This is a genomic window from Desulfofundulus thermocisternus DSM 10259 (genome assembly GCF_000686645.1).
In the GTDB taxonomy this organism is placed as follows: domain Bacteria; phylum Bacillota; class Desulfotomaculia; order Desulfotomaculales; family Desulfovirgulaceae; genus Desulfofundulus; species Desulfofundulus australicus.
Genome location: NZ_JMLG01000006.1, coordinates 68,552 through 87,027 on the forward strand (window position 1 = coordinate 68,552; position 18,476 = coordinate 87,027).

At 51.7% G+C, this 18,476-nt stretch carries 15 protein-coding genes; 4 read left to right on the forward strand and 11 right to left on the reverse strand.

The window, feature by feature from the left end:
• Positions 1–29 precede the first annotated feature (29 nt).
• Positions 30–2,777, reverse strand: a complete 2,748-nt coding sequence (locus BR83_RS0107060; protein ID WP_027356498.1) for a calcium-transporting P-type ATPase, PMR1-type — start codon at positions 2,775–2,777, stop codon at positions 30–32.
• Positions 2,778–3,061: 284 nt separating this feature from the next.
• Here BR83_RS0107060 and BR83_RS0107065 point away from each other — a divergent pair, with 284 nt between their 5' ends.
• On the forward strand, positions 3,062–4,819 hold the full coding sequence (locus BR83_RS0107065) for an Rqc2 family fibronectin-binding protein (RefSeq protein WP_027356499.1): 1,758 nt from the start codon (positions 3,062–3,064) through the stop codon (positions 4,817–4,819).
• A gap of 27 nt (positions 4,820–4,846) precedes the next feature.
• Here the strand turns inward: BR83_RS0107065 and bioB are convergent, their stop codons facing one another.
• The 7 genes from bioB to BR83_RS0107100 all read right to left on the reverse strand — a co-directional run bounded on the left by bioB (position 4,847) and on the right by BR83_RS0107100 (position 13,205).
• A complete protein-coding gene (gene bioB / locus BR83_RS0107070) occupies positions 4,847–5,821 on the reverse strand; it encodes a biotin synthase BioB (RefSeq protein WP_027356500.1) in 975 nt (324 codons plus the stop codon).
• Between the two features lie 327 nt (positions 5,822–6,148).
• Positions 6,149–7,516, reverse strand: a complete 1,368-nt coding sequence (gene bioA, locus BR83_RS0107075) for an adenosylmethionine--8-amino-7-oxononanoate transaminase (RefSeq protein ID WP_114679203.1) — start codon at positions 7,514–7,516, stop codon at positions 6,149–6,151.
• A 220-nt stretch (positions 7,517–7,736) separates the two neighbouring features.
• The gene (bioD, locus tag BR83_RS0107080; protein WP_027356502.1) at positions 7,737–8,480 is read right to left on the reverse strand and encodes a dethiobiotin synthase; all 744 of its coding nucleotides are present in this window, start codon (positions 8,478–8,480) and stop codon (positions 7,737–7,739) included.
• Positions 8,480–9,049 carry a biotin transporter BioY gene (locus BR83_RS0107085; RefSeq protein ID WP_027356503.1) on the reverse strand — a complete coding sequence of 190 codons (570 nt, stop codon included), beginning with the start codon at positions 9,047–9,049 and terminating at the stop codon, positions 8,480–8,482. Before BR83_RS0107085 ends, bioD begins: the two co-directional genes overlap by 1 nt.
• Positions 9,050–9,221: 172 nt before the next feature.
• Positions 9,222–10,361: an alanine racemase gene (alr, locus tag BR83_RS0107090; RefSeq protein WP_027356504.1), complete on the reverse strand. Its 1,140-nt coding sequence runs from the start codon at positions 10,359–10,361 to the stop codon at positions 9,222–9,224.
• Positions 10,362–10,500: 139 nt separating this feature from the next.
• Entirely contained in the window at positions 10,501–11,646 is a 1,146-nt protein-coding gene (ald, locus tag BR83_RS0107095; RefSeq protein WP_027356505.1) for an alanine dehydrogenase, read from the reverse strand.
• A 146-nt stretch (positions 11,647–11,792) separates the two neighbouring features.
• Positions 11,793–13,205 carry an amino acid permease gene (locus BR83_RS0107100; protein ID WP_034634691.1) on the reverse strand — a complete coding sequence of 471 codons (1,413 nt, stop codon included), beginning with the start codon at positions 13,203–13,205 and terminating at the stop codon, positions 11,793–11,795.
• A gap of 328 nt (positions 13,206–13,533) precedes the next feature.
• On the opposite strand from BR83_RS0107100, the gene BR83_RS15285 reads away from it, so the two are divergent.
• Both BR83_RS15285 and BR83_RS0107110 read left to right on the forward strand, forming a co-directional pair.
• Complete coding sequence (locus BR83_RS15285) at positions 13,534–14,784, forward strand: sensor histidine kinase (RefSeq protein WP_051618000.1); 1,251 nt, start codon at positions 13,534–13,536, stop codon at positions 14,782–14,784.
• Positions 14,785–14,813: 29 nt separating this feature from the next.
• Positions 14,814–15,899, forward strand: a complete 1,086-nt coding sequence (locus BR83_RS0107110; protein ID WP_027356507.1) for a response regulator transcription factor — start codon at positions 14,814–14,816, stop codon at positions 15,897–15,899.
• Here the strand turns inward: BR83_RS0107110 and pyrE are convergent.
• The gene (gene pyrE / locus BR83_RS0107115; RefSeq protein ID WP_027356508.1) at positions 15,847–16,458 is read right to left on the reverse strand and encodes an orotate phosphoribosyltransferase; all 612 of its coding nucleotides are present in this window, start codon (positions 16,456–16,458) and stop codon (positions 15,847–15,849) included. The two genes, BR83_RS0107110 and pyrE, sit on opposite strands and share 53 nt — an antisense overlap.
• A 116-nt stretch (positions 16,459–16,574) precedes the next feature.
• Between pyrE and BR83_RS0107120 the strand changes: the two genes are divergently transcribed.
• Positions 16,575–16,751, forward strand: coding sequence for a small, acid-soluble spore protein, alpha/beta type (locus BR83_RS0107120; RefSeq protein ID WP_027356509.1), 177 nt, complete (start codon positions 16,575–16,577; stop codon positions 16,749–16,751).
• 41 nt (positions 16,752–16,792) lie between these two features.
• Here the strand turns inward: BR83_RS0107120 and pyrF are convergent, their stop codons facing one another.
• Together pyrF and BR83_RS0107130 are read right to left on the reverse strand one after the other, a co-directional pair.
• Positions 16,793–17,521, reverse strand: a complete 729-nt coding sequence (gene pyrF / locus BR83_RS0107125; protein ID WP_027356510.1) for an orotidine-5'-phosphate decarboxylase — start codon at positions 17,519–17,521, stop codon at positions 16,793–16,795.
• A gap of 33 nt (positions 17,522–17,554) precedes the next feature.
• Entirely contained in the window at positions 17,555–18,472 is a 918-nt protein-coding gene (locus BR83_RS0107130; RefSeq protein WP_027356511.1) for a dihydroorotate dehydrogenase, read from the reverse strand.
• Positions 18,473–18,476: the final 4 nt, after the last annotated feature.

Consider the following 18,476-nt stretch of genomic DNA (forward strand, 5'->3'; position numbering starts at 1 on the left):
TTTCCTGCAAAAGATTAAAAATTTGGTCCCTATACTTTAATATACATAACTTTTTCCCTGGCCCGCAACTGCAGGTGCCTGTAGACGGTATTCAATAAAGGTGGAGCCAGGGAGATCAAAATTATTAGTAACCAGTGTGTTAGATTTAGGGGTACAGTATGAAATACCGGCTGTAAATAAGGAACATAGGTAACCGCCAGCTGTAAAGATATAGAACAGAGAACGGCCATGAGCAAATGAGGATTGGAGAATAACCCTATTTCCCAAATGGTATGCTTTTCCGAACGACAGGTAAAGACAAAAAACAACTGGGAAAATACCAGAGTATTAAAAGCCATGGTTCGAGCAAGCTCCAGGCAGCCCTGACTGAAAACATGAACACCGGCAAAGACCAGCAAGGTACACACACCAATGGTTAATCCGCTACCCAGGATACGCCAGGCCAGACCGTGAGCAAAAATGCTCTCCCGGGGGTGCCGGGGCAAACGGTACATTATATCGGCATCCGGTGGATCCACCCCTAAAGCCAGGGCCGGCAAACCGTCAGTAACCAGGTTCATCCACAAAATTTGAATGGGTAAAAGGGGTAGAGGAAGCCCGGCCAGCACAGCGAAAAACATAACCAGTACCTCTCCCACATTGCAGGAAAGGAGATATCGAATAAACTTGCGGATATTATCATAAATACCCCGCCCTTCCTCTATGGCCGCCACGATGGTGGTAAAATTATCATCGGCCAGAACCATGGAAGAAGCTTCTTTGGTAACGTCCGTACCCGTTATGCCCATGGCGATACCGATATCTGCCTCTTTAATTGCCGGGGCATCATTAATCCCATCTCCGGTCATGGCTACTATGTGTCCCGCTTCTTTCAATGCCCGAACAATGCGCAGTTTATGACGGGGTGAAACCCGGGCGTATACGGCTACTTCCCCGGCTACCTTTCTTAATTGATCATCATCCAGCTGATCCAGTTCTTGTCCAGTTATAATACGTCTCTGTCCTCCCAGTATCCCCATTTCCCTGGCCACAGCCGCTGCAGTAAGGCGATGATCCCCGGTAATCATTACCACTTTAATTCCGGCCCGGCGACAACGCTGTACGGCGCTCAACGCAGCCGGCCGGGGCGGATCGATCATACCCGCAAGGCCTACAAAAACCAGATTTTGTTCTACTTCTGCCTCTGTTAGCTCTTCAGGAGATTTTGGACCCAACCTGCGCCAGGCCAGGGCCAGAACACGCAAGGCACCAGAAGCCATGCTGGCATTTTGACGCAGGATTTCCTCCCTCTGGTGAGGAGTTAAAGGAATTATTCGACCGTGATGGTAATGGTGAGTGCATAACTCGAGTACAACATCGGGAGCTCCCTTGACATAGGCAGCCAGGGTACCGTCCTTTTGCTTATAAGCCACAGACATACGCTTGCGCTCGGAATCAAAAGGAATCTCCATCACCCTTTGCTCGCAACGCTCCAGCTCTTCCCGCCAGAACCCTGCTTTAGCCGCCATAACCAGCAATGCCCCTTCGGTGGGATCACCATTAATGGACCATACAGGTGACTCCCGGCGAGCCAGGGTACGAAACATCCCCCCTATTGATACCCCGCTGCGGGTAAGTAGGGCATTATTGCACAGAGCAGCAATCTTAAAAAATAATTGAAATTCTTCAGTATGGGGAGAAAGAGTAGTAACCACCTCTCCTTTGGGATCATAACCTTCTCCCGTAAATTCAACGGGAAATTGCCCTATAATTGCCCGGCGTACCGTCATTTCATTTTGCGTTAAAGTTCCGGTTTTATCGGAACAGATTACTGTAGCACAGCCCAGGGTCTCCACGGCCGGCAGCTTGCGGATTATGGCCCGGCGCCGGATCATGCGCTGTACTCCAATGGCCAGGGCGACAGTGACAATAGCAGGTAACCCCTCAGGAATGGCCGCCACAGCCAGGCTAACCCCCGCCAGGAACATCTGGCCAGCCGGCTCACCGCGATAAATACCCACCGCCACCACCAGAGCACAAATCAGCAGGCAAAAAGCCACCAGCCACCGGCCCAACTGGGCCAAACGGCGTTGCAGGGGAGTCTCTTCACCACCAGCCTCTTGAATTAACCCGGCTATACGGCCCATTTCGGTGGCCATTCCTGTTGCCACCACAATTCCCCTGCCCCGTCCCCGGGTTACCACTGTTCCCTGATAGGCCATATTACGGGCATCACCGGGAGTAACCTTTTCCAGAATGGGTTCTACCCTCTTCTTCACAGGAAGGGACTCACCTGTTAGAGCGGATTCCTCTATTTCCAGGTTTACCGCCTGTATTAAACGCAGGTCTGCCGGTACCCGATCGCCCGCTTCGAGCAGCACCACATCACCGGGTACCAGAGTTGCAGCGGGAATCTTTTTCTCATTGCCCTCCCTAACCACCCTGGCTTCGGGCGCGGTAAGCTGCTTTAAAGCTTCCATGGAGCGCTCTGCCCGGTATTCTTGTATACATCCTAAAATGGCATTAATAATTACAATGATAATAATTGTTGCAGCATCCAGGAATTCTCCTAAAAACCCGGAAATAACAGTAGCTCCCAGCAAAATTAAGACCATAAAATCCTTAAATTGCTCCATGAATATTCGCCATAAAGGTACCGGGGGTTGCCTGGTCAGTTCATTTGGCCCAAAACGACTGATCCTATCCCTGGCTTCCCGCTCGTCAAGACCCCGGTGCGGGTTTGTTTTAAGCACTGCCGCTACTTCTTCACCAGTTAAGGAGTACCATTGTTCCGGCATTGGCCCTCACCCCTACATTTACAGTTTGTCCCAACTTAAGCTTATGCCTGTATACCGGCAAAAATAACCCCGGGATATAAAGGGTGGCCACACTCTTTCACATATGAAGCCTGCGCACCAGGCAATTTGGCAAGCGGTACTCCTGTTCACCGTGTCCCGGTTCTGCCACACCTTGCACTGCACCGGCCGGAGTGATAAACTGTTAACAAGTGTTTATGAACCGGCTTTAGCATGTTATCCCTGATTAAAATGCTCTTGAGGACTGGGAAAGAAGGAATTTCCTTATGCCCTTTGACGGACTGGTAATGGCAGCAATACGTAAGGAACTGGATGGGGAGCTGCTCGGGGGACGTATTGATAAAATATACCAGCCCTCTCCCCTGGAGGTACATTTGCTCATTCACCGCCCGGGAACCCGGGCACGCCTGCTGCTTTCCGCTCATCCGGAAAACGCCCGGGTACATTTGACCGGGCGAGCAAAGGAAAATCCACCCTCTCCACCGGTGTTTTGTATGGTTTTGCGCAAGCACCTAGAGGGAGGACGTATCAAGAAAATCCTGCAGCGGGGGCTGGACCGGGTTCTGGTTTTTCAGGTCCAAACCCACGACGACCTGGGGGAGCCCTGTATAAAAGAACTTATCTGCGAAATTATGGGGCGGCACAGTAACATCATTTTGGTTAATCCCGTCGGAGCACAAATTATTGACGCCATTAAACGTTATACTTACGCCGTGAGCCGCCACCGGGAGGTTTTACCCGGACGGTTATACATACCTCCTCCGGAACAGCATAAACTCAATCCTCTGGAATTGAAGGAAGAGGAATTCCGCCAGATGTTGCTTGAAGCCCCCCTGGAAACCCCTGTAGCCAATGTTTTACAGCGCATCCTGGATGGTATCAGCCAGGTGATGGCCAAAGAGATACTTTACCGGGCCGGGTTGGCAGAAGACCTTATTCTGGATCACTGCGGGGAATATGAACTGGTAGCCCTGTGGCGAACAATTAAACAACTGGCCGGCGCTATTGCCCGGGGAGAATTCCAGCCTTCCCTGATTTTGGACGAACAGGGCAGGCCGAAAGAATTTGCCGCCTTTGATCTAACTCACTTCCATGCTTTCTCCCGCCGGCAGGGCAACATGAATGCACTGGTGGATCTCTTTTATACCGCCAGAGAAGAGGAGCAGAATTACAAAAGTAAAAAACAATCCCTGCTCGCCGTTGTGCGGCGGGAGATGAGCCGCCTATCCCATAAGCTTTCCCTGCAGGAAGAAACCCTGGCCAAAGCCGAACAGGCAGAAGAATATAAAATCTCCGGGGAACTGCTTATGGCCAACCTGTACCGCCTGAAAAAAGGTGTTAACGAGGTAACCCTGGAAAATTTCTACGATCCATCTAAAAAGATGGTAACCATCTCTCTCGATCCCCGCTTGAGCCCGTTGCAAAATGCCCAGGCCTATTTTAAAAAATATACCAAGGCTAAACAAACCAGAGAGGAAACCAGCAACCGGATCGAACAAACCCGCAGGGAGCTGGATTATTTAAAAGATGTGGAAACGTCCATAATCCTGGCCACAGCCGTATCGGAACTGATGGAGATAAGGGAGGAGCTGGAGGAGCAGGGTTACCTGAAACCGTCAAATAGGGGAAAGAAAAAGGAACCGGGAAAACCCCGGCCCCTTGTTTTTACTTCCACCGATGGTTTTACCATTTTAGTTGGACGGAACAACAAGCAAAACGATTATCTTACCCTGCGCCTGGCCAAAGACGAAGATATCTGGCTGCACACCAGGAACATCCCCGGTTCCCACGTGCTCATCCGGACTGGTGGACGACCCGTTCCCCAAACCACCCTGGTCGAAGCTGCCTCCCTGGCCGCTTACTTCAGCCGGGCCAGGGAATCGCAAAACGTGCCGGTGGATTATACCCTGCGCAGAAACGTACACAAACCCCGGGGAGCCCGTCCCGGTTACGTTATCTACACCGGACAGCGCACCCTTACCGTTGATCCCGATCAGGAACTGGTAGAAAGGCTCAAGGCGTAACCGCCGGAATTACATCTTTTTTTAGGATCAGCCCCCGGCAGCCAGCCTTAAACCCGCAGCGGCTATCATGTCCAGGTCCTCTTGTACTTCATTGCCCCGGGTAGTGAGATAGTTGCCGATCATTAGCCCGTTAATGGCCATTTTCAGGGCTTTTTGCTGCTTTTCCCTCAAACCGGGCTCCCTCCCCCCGCACAGGCGTAAAACGGCCCGGGGCATAATCAGGCGGAAAAGGGCCAGGGTTTTGAAGATCTCCTCGACCGGCAGGAACTTTTGCCCGGCCAGGGGCGTGCCGGGAATGGGATTTAAAATGTTTACCGGAACTGATGTTACCCCCAGTTCCCGCAGCTCCAGGACCATTTCCAAACGGTCGGCTAGAACTTCCCCCATACCGATGATCCCGCCGGAACAAACCTTTAATCCGGCTGCCTGGGCGGTCCGGATGGTCATCACCCTCTCCTCAAAGGTATGGGTGGTACAGATATTAGGAAAATAACTCCTGCTGGTTTCCAGATTGTGATGGTAGGTGGTTACCCCTGCTTCCCTCAAACGCCGGGCCTTCTCCCCATCAATGATCCCCAGGGAAGCGCAGAGTTCCAGGCGGGTTTCGGCCCGCAGCACCCGGTAAATGTCCAGCACCCGCCCAAAATCCTGCTCTCCAATGCCCCGGCCGCTGGTCACCAGGGCAAAACGCCGCGCCCCGGCAGCTTCCATGCGCCGGGCCTTTTCCAGGGCCTCTTCCGGCCCAATCAAAGGATAGGTTTTCGCCCCGGTCCGGTAGCGGGAGGACTGGGCGCAAAAACGGCAGTCTTCACTGCAAAGACCAGACCGGGCATTAATGATGGAACAGAGCTCCACTTCCCGGCCCCCGAAGCGCTGGCGTACCTGCCGGGACAGGTTCAGCAGCTCCCCCAGTTTCTCCGGCGGCCAGCCGGCCAGGGCAAAGGCTTCTTCCCGGGTTAAGCCCTCCCCTTCCAGAACCTTACTTTTTATCTCCTGCCACATAAGCTAAAACCCCCCAAAAGATTTTCAGATACTGTCGCATAACTATCGGAGCGGCGGTCGTCCCCCGTCGCTCCGTGCTACGGGCCGGACGAAACATCGGCTTGCCTCGGAGCAAACCTGGCAGCGCCGTGTTTCGTATCCGGCCCTCCGCAATGTCGCTCCTTGAGGGACGACCGCCGCCCATCAAGTGTCTGGTTTTGCGACATTATCTTTCAACTAATTATCCAGGCATGGGGTGTTGGGACGAACTTTTCCCTTGTTCACCTATCGGCACCACGTCACCTTCAGCAAGGGGAGGCCTCACTACGAAATGGATTAGGTGACTTTTTACTTACCCGTGACCACGGCTATAGATTCATAAGTGATCTCCAGGACCTGGTTTAACTCCTCTTCCGACATGGTCAGTACGGGCATGAGTACGATCACATTATCCAGGGGACGGATAACCAGCCCCCGCCGGCGGGCCTCCAGGATCACCCGGTGGCCCACTTGCTCCCCCCTAGGGTAAGGTTGTTTGGTCTTCTTATCCGCCACCAGCTCAATACCCACCATCATACCCCGCTGGCGGATGTCCCCCACATGGGGCAGGTCCCAGAAACCTTCCAGCCTGCGGTGCAGCAGTTCTATTTTAGGCTGCAGGGCGGCCAGCAAATTTTCCTTTTCAAATAACTCAATGCTGGCCAGGGCGGCAGCACAGGCCAGGGGGTTGCCCGTGTAGGTATGGCCATGATAAAAGGTCTTGCCTTCCTCCGGTTTACCCAGAAAGGCGCTGTAAACCTCATCGGTAGTCAGGGTGGCGGCAAGGGGAAGATAGCCCCCGGTAATACCCTTGGCCAGGCACATTAAATCGGGAGAAACCCCTTCGTGTTCACAGGCAAAGAGCCGACCTGTCCGGCCGAAACCCACCGCCACCTCATCGGCAATCAGCAGAACGTTATACCTGGTGCATAGTTCCCGCACCCGGCGAAGGAAACCGTCCGGTGCGGTGATCATCCCGGCGGCCCCCTGAACCAGGGGTTCGATGATCACAGCGGCAACCTCCTGATGGTGCTCCTTTAACAACTCCTCCAGCCGGTCCGCACAGGCCATCCCGCAGCTTTCCCTTTCTCTTTCCAGCGGGCAGCGGTAGCAATAGGGAGCGGGAGCATGCAGGCATTCAAAAAGCAGAGGCTTAAAGATACCGTGAAAAAGGGATATGCCGCCCACGCTGACCGAACCAATGGTGTCCCCGTGGTAGGCTTCCACCAGGGAGATGAACTTCGTCTTGCTGCGGAAGCGCCCTCCTTCCTTTTGCTGCCAGTACTGAAAGGCCATTTTTAAGGCAATCTCCACGGCGGTGGCCCCGGCGTCGGAGTAAAAAACTTTACTGAGTCCCGGGGGAGTAATCTCCACCAGCTTTTTGGCCAGGAGGATCGAGGGAACGTTGGCCAAACCCAACAGGGTAGAATGGGCTATTTCATCCAGCTGTTCTTTGATGGCCCGGTTTAATGCGGGATGACAGTGGCCGTGTACGGTCACCCAGAGGGACGAAACTCCATCCAGGTAGCGGTTTCCCTCTACATCAATAAGGTAGCTTCCCTCGCCCCGGGCAATGATCAAAGGTTTTTCCCGGGCATACTGCTGCATCTGGGTAAAAGGATGCCAGACATACTGCTTGTCCCACTGTTCCAAAAGGGCAGGATCGTATTTAATCAAATCGAGCACCTCCGGAAGAAATAGACTGGATATTGCCCAGTTGGCTGCCGCCCAGCACTCACCAAAATATGACTATACTCCCGGCGTTCCAGGTTTAAATGGCAAATCGGGTTTCGAAAAGAGCCAGCAATCCTGGTGAGTGCTGGATCCACTCGCCCATTTTAAGCGGCAACGTTTCCTCATTTGATTGAAGTGTCATGCAGGGAGTAAGTAAGTACTTTTATCCTGTACTAGTGCACCTGCAAATCCGGGGAACCAAATCCTCCCAGACCACAGTGTTTTCCACTGTCTCCACCAGCCCGTCAGCGCTCCCCTTTTCCACACTGACCCCCGGCAGGTAGGGTACTATCCCCAGCACGGGCACGCCGGTCATAGTTGCAATAATCCCCGGGTTGTCCTTTTCCGCAGGACCCGCCTCCCCCGCTTTTAGGCCGTTAATAATTATTCCGGCCACGGGAAGACCTCTGTTTTGAGCATAGGCTACGGTCAGCACGGTATGGTTGATGCTGCCCAGCCCGGAGCGGGCCACCACCAGCAGGGGCAGGGAAAGCTCCCGGGCCAGGTCGGCCACGGTAAAGTCGGGACCGGAAAGGGGCACACACAACCCCCCGGCCCCCTCTACCAGGACCAGCTCGTAGCGTTGAAGCACTTCCCGGCAAAAATCCACCACCCGTGATGGTTCAACTCTTTCCCCTGAAAGCTTTGCGGCCAGGTGAGGGGAAACTGCAGGGGTAAAACGATAAAGGTTCAGCTCATCTATGGACTGGGGCAGGCCGGCCACATGACGGTAAAAAACTACATCCTCGGGGACTAACCGCCCGTTGGCCTCAACTGCCCCGCTCTGTACCGGTTTTATGGCTACGGCATTAATTCCACGGCGACGCCAGACCCCCACCAGGGCGGCGGTGATGACTGTCTTGCCCACACCGGTATCAGTACCGGTAACCAGATATCCCCTGCCCATTAAAACACCTCCCGGTGGACTGGATTGACGGATTGTAGTGTCTTATATACCCTGCCGCCAACCAGGGAGGCTACCAGGGATAAAAACAGATCTCCCGGTGCACAGACAATGGCTCCAAACCATACCGCCTGGGCCAGGGTGAAGGGTTTTTGCACCACGTAATTTAAAATTATGTACAGGTGGATCACTCCCAGGACGTAAACCACCACGAGCCCGGCCATACTGGCCAAAAAATAACCGGGTACTCCCTTCTCCCTTACCCTTTCTACAACCGCCCCGATAACGTAAGCGCCCAGGGCAAATCCCACCAGGTAACCAAAGGTGGGCTGTAGCACGTAGGCCGGGCCGCCACCCTGGGCAAAAATGGGCAGTCCGGCCAATCCCAGGGCAAGATAGATTACCTGGCTCAAAAAAGCCAGCCGCTTGTCCAACAAAAGCCCGGCAAAAAGGACAAAGAGAAACTGCAGGGTAAAGGGCACATAAGGAATGGGAATCTTAATGAAAGCTCCCACTGCCGTCAAAGCGGCAAACATGGACACCAGAACCATTTCTTTTACCGACAACCGCAAAATTCTATCCCCCCTATCGTTAACCATAGGTAAATGTTTGGTTAACAAATAATATACAAAAACCTTTTCCTCAAGTCAACCAGAATTACCTTGCTCCTGGGAAGCAGTTCCCGGATAACCGTCGCCTACAAAACTGCAAATTGGGCCGGGTTTAACCCGGCCCGTATCAGTATCAAGCATTAAGATAAATACGCGGTACCCGCTTACTAATCATACATACCATTTCATAATTAATTGTGCCTATATGGGAAGCCACTTCCTCAACGGGCAAAAACTGCTCCCCCTGCACTCCGAAGAGAACGACTTCGTCCCCCGGCTGCACCCCCGGAATTCGGGTTACGTCCACCATACACTGGTCCATGCACACCCGACCTACCAGCGGTGCCCTCTGTCCATGAATTAATACTTCGGCTTTATTGGACAGCAGGCGGGACCAGCCATCGGCATAGCCAAGGGGGAGAGTGGCAATAATCGAGGGGCTGTTGGTGGTAAACTTGCGGCCGTAGCTGATAGATGTACCGGCCGGCACCCGTTTAATATATGCTACCCGTGCCTTCAATTGCATGGCCGGCTTTAAATCGATCACCCGCCTTACCTCTGAAGAAGGCCACAGGCCGTACATAATAATACCCGTCCGTACCATATCCAGATGCATTTCCGGTAAATCCAGGGTGGTGGCACTGTTGGCCACATGCTTAAGCGGTATGGTTAACCCCCGGGCTTTAATACCGGCCAGTGCCTCTTTAAAGCGCCTGAACTGCCAGTAGGTGTAGGTTTTGTCCCGTTCATCGGCGCAGGCCATGTGTGTATAGACCCCTTCAATAAAAATGCCCGGCAGCCGGGAAATAGCTTCTGCAAACTCCGGCGCTTCATCAGGGAAGACACCTATACGGCCCATCCCCGTATCCACCTTTATATGCACTCGAACAATTTTCCCCGCTGTTTCGGCGGCGGCAGAAATGGCCCGGGCAACCTCCAGGGAAAATACGGTTTGGGTCAAATCATACTCCACTAATATGCAGGCCTGTTCCGGAGGGGTATAGCCCAGGATTAAAATAGGGGCAGTTATACCTTCCCGGCGAAGAGCCAGGGCTTCGTCAAGGATAGCCACGGCCAGGTACTGGGCACCACTGGCCAGAGCTACCCGGGCTACGGGTATGGCCCCGTGACCGTAGGCATCCGCCTTGACCACGGCCATCAGTTTCGTCCCGGGTTGGATCAATTTCCGGATTTCCCGTATGTTATGAGCTATAGCTCCCAAATTCACCTCGGCCCAAACAGGGCGAACGTTGTCATAACTTCCAGCATTCATTTAAAGGACCCCTTTATGTTTGTATATAACTACACATAAAGTTATTAAAAAATTGGCTGTTATAACACAGGAGGCCTCTCGGAAGAGAGGCCCGCTATTATCATTTTACTGCTTCGGACTACGACATACAAGTACGGCCTCAAGCAATACGCATTAAATCTACCGGCACATCCATCAATTCATGCAGAGGAGTGTATTCTAAATTCAGGGCTTCGGCAACAGCCTTGTATGTTACCTTACCGTCAATTACGTTAACGCCCCTGGCCAGCGCGATGTCCTCTTTAACGGCCCGAGCCACGCCCTTATTGGCCAGCTCTAAAGCGTAAGGTATAGTGACATTGGTTAGGGCATAAGTAGATGTCCGGGCAACGGCACCGGGAATGTTGGCCACAGCATAATGAATAACTCCGTGTTTGACGTAAGTCGGGTTGGAGTGGGTGCTCACCCGGTCAGCGGTTTCCACACAGCCGCCCTGATCTATGGCTACGTCCACAATAACAGAACCGGGTTGCATGGCTTTAACCATTTCTTCTGTAACCAGTTTGGGAGCTTTGGCTCCAGGAATGAGCACTGCCCCAATGACCAGATCGGCATCTTTTACGGCTTCCATAATATTATAGCTGCTGGATACAAGGGTTTTAATGCGGGAGCCAAAAATATCATCGAGGTACTGCAAACGCTCCACGTTTTTATCAATAATAGTTACATCTGCCCCCATACCCACGGCAATTTTTGCTGCATTGGTACCCACTGTACCGCCGCCGATAATAACCACTTTAGCTGGAGGTACACCGGGAACCCCCCCAAGGAGCACTCCCCGGCCGCCGTAATGTTTCTCTAAGAACTGGGCCCCAATTTGAACGGACATACGACCGGCTACTTCGCTCATAGGCATAAGCAATGGCAAAGTTCCCCGGTTGGTTTGAATGGTTTCATAGGCAATGCCTGTAACTTTCCTGGCCAGTAAAGCTTTTGTCAGTTCCGGTTCGGGAGCCAGGTGCAGGTAAGTAAAAAGAATTTGGCCTTCTTTGAATAAATCATATTCCGCCGGAAGGGGTTCTTTAACCTTCATAATCATATCGGCCTGCTCATAAACATCTTCCCTGGTGGGCAGAATGCGTGCCCCGGCAGCTACGTATTCTTCATCTGTAATACCGCTGCCCAGACCTGCACCGGCCTCAATGACCACCTGGTGCCCCGCCTGAACCAGAGCCTGCACACCAGAGGGAGTAATACCGACCCTGTTCTCGTTATCCTTAATTTCTTTAGGCACACCAACAATCATTCCGTCTACCTCCCTGTAAATGTCGCCGATTTTGACCTGCTCTGAAGGTCCTCCCTAAATATTCTTCTTTCAGTTAACAGTATAACCTTGACGTTTTTTTGCCCAACCCTGTTGCAAATTTGCCTTTTTAACCTGTCCGTTTAAACTCATCTTCTGGCATTGGCCGGAGTAAATTGTAACGCTTCGCTACCCTCCTGGTTGCGCCTGTGCATACCGAAGATATAATAAGATGCTATGACCAATATGAACCAGACTGGACCCACATAGAGGGCTATACGGGTACCCGAATCAAAGGCCATCAGAACCAGTACGAAAGCCAGAAAGGCCAGCGCCACCCAGGAGGCATAGGGCCACAGGGGGGTGCGGTATGTTACCCTGGCCAATTCCTCCGGTGATAGTGATTGACGGAATTTCATTTCTGCCACCAGGATAATTCCCCAAATATAAAGGGCACCAACGGTGGCCACACTGGTAATGTAAATGAAGACTTTGGCCGGTACCAGATAATTTAAAATCACACCCACTAGAAGGAAAGCCGAGGAAACCAGTATACCGACGTAGGGAATGCCGTGTTTGGAAAGTCTCCCCAATACGGGAGGAGCATTTTTCTGCAGGGCCAGATTATAAAGCATGCGCCCGGTACTGAATAAACCACTGTTACATGATGATAATGCTGCAGTCATAACCACGAAGTTAATTAAATCTGCAGCTGCTGGAATACCAATTTTAGAAAAAGTTAACACAAAGGGGCTACCCTTGGTACCTATTTCGTTCCAGGGATAAATAGCCATTATCACCAGTAAAGCGCCAACATAGAATATCAGGATCCGCCACAGTACCTTATCAATGGCAGCGGGAATACTTTTTTCCGGGCTCTCGGCTTCACCGGCAGTGACGCCTATGAGCTCGACCCCTAAATAAGCAAACATTACCATTACCAGGGACATAACTACCCCTTCGATACCATGAGGGAAGAAACCACCATGGGACCATAGATTGCTTATACCAACGGGCTCGCCATGATTACCCCAACCCAAAAAAATCATGCCTGCACCCAGGATGATCATAGCAATAATGGTCACCACTTTAATCAGAGCAAACCAGAACTCAAATTCGCCATAAGCTTTAACGTTGATTAAATTAACCACCGTCATGGCCACCAGGGCAATTAAAGCCGATAGCCACTGGGGAATTTGAGGGAACCAGAACTGTACGTAAATCCCCACGGCAGTTATCTCAGCCATACAGGTAACAACCCACATAAACCAGTAAGTCCAGCCGGTTACATGACCGGCCAGGGGACCTAAAAAATTATTGGCGTAAGCACTGAAAGAACCTGCCACCGGATAAGCAACTGCCAGCTCTCCCAGGGCACGCATGATAATGAAGATAACCAGCCCACCGATTAAATAGGAGAACGCAAGGGCAGGTCCTGCAGTTTTTATGGCCGTGGCCGAACCCAGAAAGAGCCCCACACCAATAGCTCCACCAATAGCAATAAGCTGAATATGCCTTTCTTTTAACCCGCGATGCAAACCTTCATTGTTTTTGTCCAGCATATTGCTAATTTAACCTCCCGTCATAAAAATAAGCACCGGTTCATAATCCGAAATGTTAATTCAGGTGTTCTTCCCGCTTCTCCCCTCCCCCGTAAGAATGATTTGATTGATAAGACTTAAATTAGATTTTCGACAATTTATTTCTCTGACCTTGACAGGTATAATTCTTGTTTTTTTGTATTTTTAACGGGAAACGTGCAGGATCTGGAAGTCAATATAATTATTTTGTCCCCAAATAAAACATTTTTGACTCCTCCAGAAATGAAAAAACCTTCATGGTACAATGGGAAGAAAAGTTGTTATAATAATGCACGGAGGAGATTATTTCATGATACTCAGCCCGGAAAATTTATCCCACTTAATTGACAAAGTTAAATTTATTAAAATAGTAGAATGTTTTACCAGGGCGACAGACATTACTATTGACATAAACGATGTATATGGTAACCCGGTAGTAAAACACAACTTCTTTTACGGTTTTTGTGCCGCCATTCGCTCCACAACCGAGGGGCTAAAAAGATGTATCCGCTCCAACGCTGAGATAGGATTCCGTACAGCAGCCACGGGAGAAGTATGCTTCGGCACCTGCCACGCCGGCGGAACCCTGATAGCCGTACCTCTGGTGGTGGATGGGCAGTTCTGGGGTTCCATCACCTGTGGCCAGATACATCTGGCCCCGCCGGATGAAGAAGACGTGGAGCAAATGCTCCGGGCAACAGCCGACCTGGGGCTGGACCAGCGGGAACTGGTACGCGGTTTCAAGGAAATTCAAGTCATCACCGCCGATAAATGCCAGGCTATTTCCCAGCTGATTCAATATGTGGCCAATTATATAGCCGAGCTAATTTACCGGGCCAAAATCCAGGAAAAAGAGGCTCACGAGAAGCTGCGTACCATGCACGAAGCCAGAATCCGGGCAGAACTGGAAAAATCCCTGCGTCTGGCCGAGTTGAAAAACCTCCAGGCACAAATCAAACCCCATTTTCTCTTTAACACCTTGAGCACCATAACCAGCCTGGTCAGTTTAAACAAAAACCAGAAAGCTCTGGAAACACTTTACGCCTTATCCAACCTGCTCCGCTGTTATCTTCACCAGTCCAAAGAACTGGTACCCTTACGCGAAGAACTGAAATACGTGCAAAGTTACTTAACTATCCAGCAAACTCGCCTGGGCAACCGGCTAAATGTAACCATTGATGTACCGGAGAATCTGCAGGAATTAGCGGTACCATTTTTAAGCCTGCAACCACTGGTGGAAAATGCCTGTATTCACGGGCTGGAACCCAAAGAAGGACCGGGGCACCTGATTATAACCGGAGAAATGGAGGGTGGGATCTGCCAGCTCAGCGTTATCGATGATGGTGTGGGCATCCCTCCCCAAATACTGGCTCAATTCAATGATCAAAACCAGTTGAAACCGGATGTGACGCGGGGAATCGGCCTTCAAAATGTAAACGAAAGAATAAAACTTTACTTCGGTCCCCAGTACGGGATTAATCTCGCTAGCCGCCCGGGATGGACAAAGGTATCTTTAAAACTACCCTTTTACCTGCCCAAAATAACAACTGAAGCAAGCTGATTCTCTTTAACGTGCAGGAGGAAGGTTTCGTGTATAAAATCCTGTTAGCCGAAGACGAAGAGCTGGAACGTGCATTTTTGCGTCACCTGGTGGAAAATACGGGCCTGCCCGTAACCGTGGTTGGTGAAGCAGCAAACGGCAGGGAAGCAGTGAAACTGGCTGAGCTTCTTCAGCCTGATATCATCCTCATGGATATTAAAATGCCTGGAATGGATGGCCTTACGGCCACCCGGCTCATAAAAGAAAAAAACCCCTCCGTAGAGGTAATTATTATTACCGCTTACGGGGAGTTCTCCTACTCGCAGCAAGCCATCAAAAATAAAGTAGCCGATTATCTTCTAAAACCCGTGCAGCCGGAAGAACTTTTCACCTGCCTGAAAAAAATTACATCCCAGCTGGCTCAAAAAGCTTCGGACATAGAGGGAATACTCTACACCGCACCTCCTCTGTATTCACAGGCCACTACACTTGTGAGCGCCATCAAACTCCTGGACCGGGAAGCAGCAATCCAAATAGGTTATGATCTGGTAAATACATTTTTAAGCGAAATAAAGCACCCCACTCCCCGGCAAATAGCAACTTTTGCCTTTGAGTTTTTAATTATGGCCGGTCAGGCTCTCTTGAAACCGGAGGAAGGCAAGGTAAACCTTTCATCTCAGCAAAACGAACTTGCCCGGCAGATTACCCTTCTTAACTCCCCCGGCGACCTGTACCGCTGGGTGGAAAACGTTATCCATACATATATCCACTGGCTGCAGGAACAGGCATCCAGTACAGACCAGAACATCATCCGCCAGGTGAAGGAGCTAATCCATAACAATTATAACAAGCCCATCAGCCTTTCCCAGGTGGCCAATCAGGTTCATTTAAGCCCGGCCTATTTAAGCCGCCTGTTCAAACAGCGAACGGGCCAGAGTTTTATAGATTATCTTACCCAAGTCCGGGTAAACGAGGCCAAGGCCCTGCTGCTGGCCGAAGATAAAACCATCGACCAGATTGCCAGTGCAGTGGGATTTAATAATAACAGCTACTTCACCGCAGTTTTTAAGAAACGTGAAGGAGTTACCCCTTCGGAGTTCCGCCAGCGCCGGAGAGGTGGCGGCTCCCGGGCTTGACCGCCGGAATACCTTCACGGCAAAGAGGACATTCCTCCGGGCTATAGGTAACCACCGGAATGGTCAACAGAGCTCGAAGGGGTACATCCAGATTTGCATTCCCATTACTGCGGTCGACAAGTACGGCAACCCCGGCCACCTGTGCGCCGGCCTCCCTGGCTACGGCAATCACTTCCCGTACCGAACCCCCAGTAGTAATTACATCCTCCACCACCAGCACCCGTTCCCCGGGTGACAGGGTAAACCCCCTGCGCAGCGTCATTATCCCGTTCTCCCTTTCAGTAAACAGGCTTCTCGCCCCCAGAACCCGGGCTACTTCATAGGATACCAGTATGCCACCAAGGGCAGGGCCAATAACGGTTTCCACGCCTGCAAGTTCCCCATCCCCCCATTTACGGACAAGCTCCCTGCATAACAATTCGCAGTAGCGGGGGTATTCGAGTACCCGGGCGCACTGGAAATAACGATCGCTATGACGCCCGGAGGTTAACACAAAATGACCGGTAAGCATGGCGCCGGTTTTTTTAAAAATCGATAAAATTTCCTCATGATTGAGCAAAGCTTTTCACCCCAAACCTTTAAATTCTTACCAGGAATGATGCGCCTGGATTAATTGCATATTAATAATGCCGCCTTATCCTATCAGTCATGCCGCTTTTAAAAGGAGGCAGGCTAATGGACAGAAGGCGTAAAGGATTGATGTCCGAAAGGCTGAAATACGAGTTGGCCGAAGAACTGGGAGTAGCCGATCTGGTACGCAGGGAAGGTTGGGGAAGCGTTTCCTCACGGGACTGCGGAAACCTGGTCCGGCTGGCCATCGAAAGAGCCGAACGGGCAATGATTCAGGGATAAAGGCGGCAGGGGTGGGCTGTTTGTAAATAGCCACCCCTTTGTTATATCGCAATCATCTCATCCAAAATAAATCTGGCTGCTTCCGCGGGATCGGGCGCAGCAATAATGGGACGACCTACTACCAGGTGGCTGGCCCCGGCGGCGAGAGCAACTGCAGGAGTCACGATTCGTTTCTGATCGCCACCAGCAGTACCGGAAGGACGAATACCGGGGGTAACTATTATAAAGTCCGGCCCGCAAAGGCGGCGGATAGCCCCGGCTTCGTGAGCCGAAGCCACTACACCATCCAGTCCGCATTCCCGGGCCAAAAGTGCCCAGGCTACCACCTTATCGGTAACCGGCCCCGAAAAACCAAGCTCCTGATTAAAAGCAAGCTGATCGATGCTGGTAAGAACAGTAACAGCAAGAACCAGCGGCCGGGAAAGACCAAGTTTAGCCGACTCTTCCTGGCAGGACTCCAGCGCCGCCCGCATCATAGCCCGCCCACCGGCAGCGTGAACGTTAAACATGGCCACACCCAGCCTGGTGAGTACGCGGGTTGCACGAGCCACGGTATTGGGAATGTCGTGTAACTTTAAATCAAGGAACAGTTTTACTCCCCGCCGGCGCAATTCATTTATTATAACCGGCCCCTGACTGTAAAACAGCTCCATACCAACTTTAAACAGGCCCGCCCACGGTTTGAGCCGCTCAACAAGCTTCAAAGCCTGTTCCGCAGAATCCACATCCAGGGCAACGATTAATTTTTCCCTGGCCTCGGAAATATGCACAAAAACCCTCCTTACATTACATTAATTTCAAAACTACCTGTGAGCCGCTCCAATTAATTCCCGGATATCTTTTATACCTTCTTCCTCCAAAAATCTTTCGATCCCCTCTATAATGTCCAGGGTAGCCCGGGGATTGATAAAGTTGGCTGTTCCTACGGCTACGGCGGTAGCACCGGCCATGATAAATTCCAGGGCATCGCCGGCCGTAACGATGCCACCCATGCCCACAATGGGCACCTTCAAAGCCCGGTAAACCTGCCAAACCGCCCGAACCGCCACCGGCCTGATAGCCGGGCCGGACAGGCCACCCACAACGTTGGCCAGGACCGGACGGCGGCGGCGAATATCTATGACCATCCCCAGGAGCGTATTAATCATGGACAGGGCATCGGCTCCTGCTTTCACCACCGCTTCCGCCACCTGGACAATACTGGTCACATTGGGAGATAGCTTGACCACCACCGGAAGGCGGGTAGCACTTTTTACCTCCTGCACAACTGCTGCAGCCGAGCCGGGATCAGCACCAAAAGCCAGCCCGCCTTTTTTAACATTCGGGCAGGATATATTTACTTCCAGCGCCGCTACCCCCGGCACCCCATCCAGCCTGGCCGCCAGGGCGGCATATTCCTCCACCGTGTCCCCGGCAATATTCACAATCACCGGCAGGTCAAACTGCCTCAGGTAGGGCAGGGCTACTTCAATAAAATGTTCCACACCGGGATTTTGTAAACCTATGGAATTTAAAATGCCCGCCGGTGTTTCCACAATACGCGGAGGAGGATTCCCCGGACGGGGGTTAAGGGTGGTTCCCTTGACTACAATAGCTCCCAGGCGGTTTAAATCAACAAAAGGAGCATACTCGGAACCAAAACCAAAAGTACCCGAGGCTGTGGTCACGGGGTTTTTCATCCTGATGCCGGCAACATCCACGGCAAGGCTGGGCTTAGCCATTAAT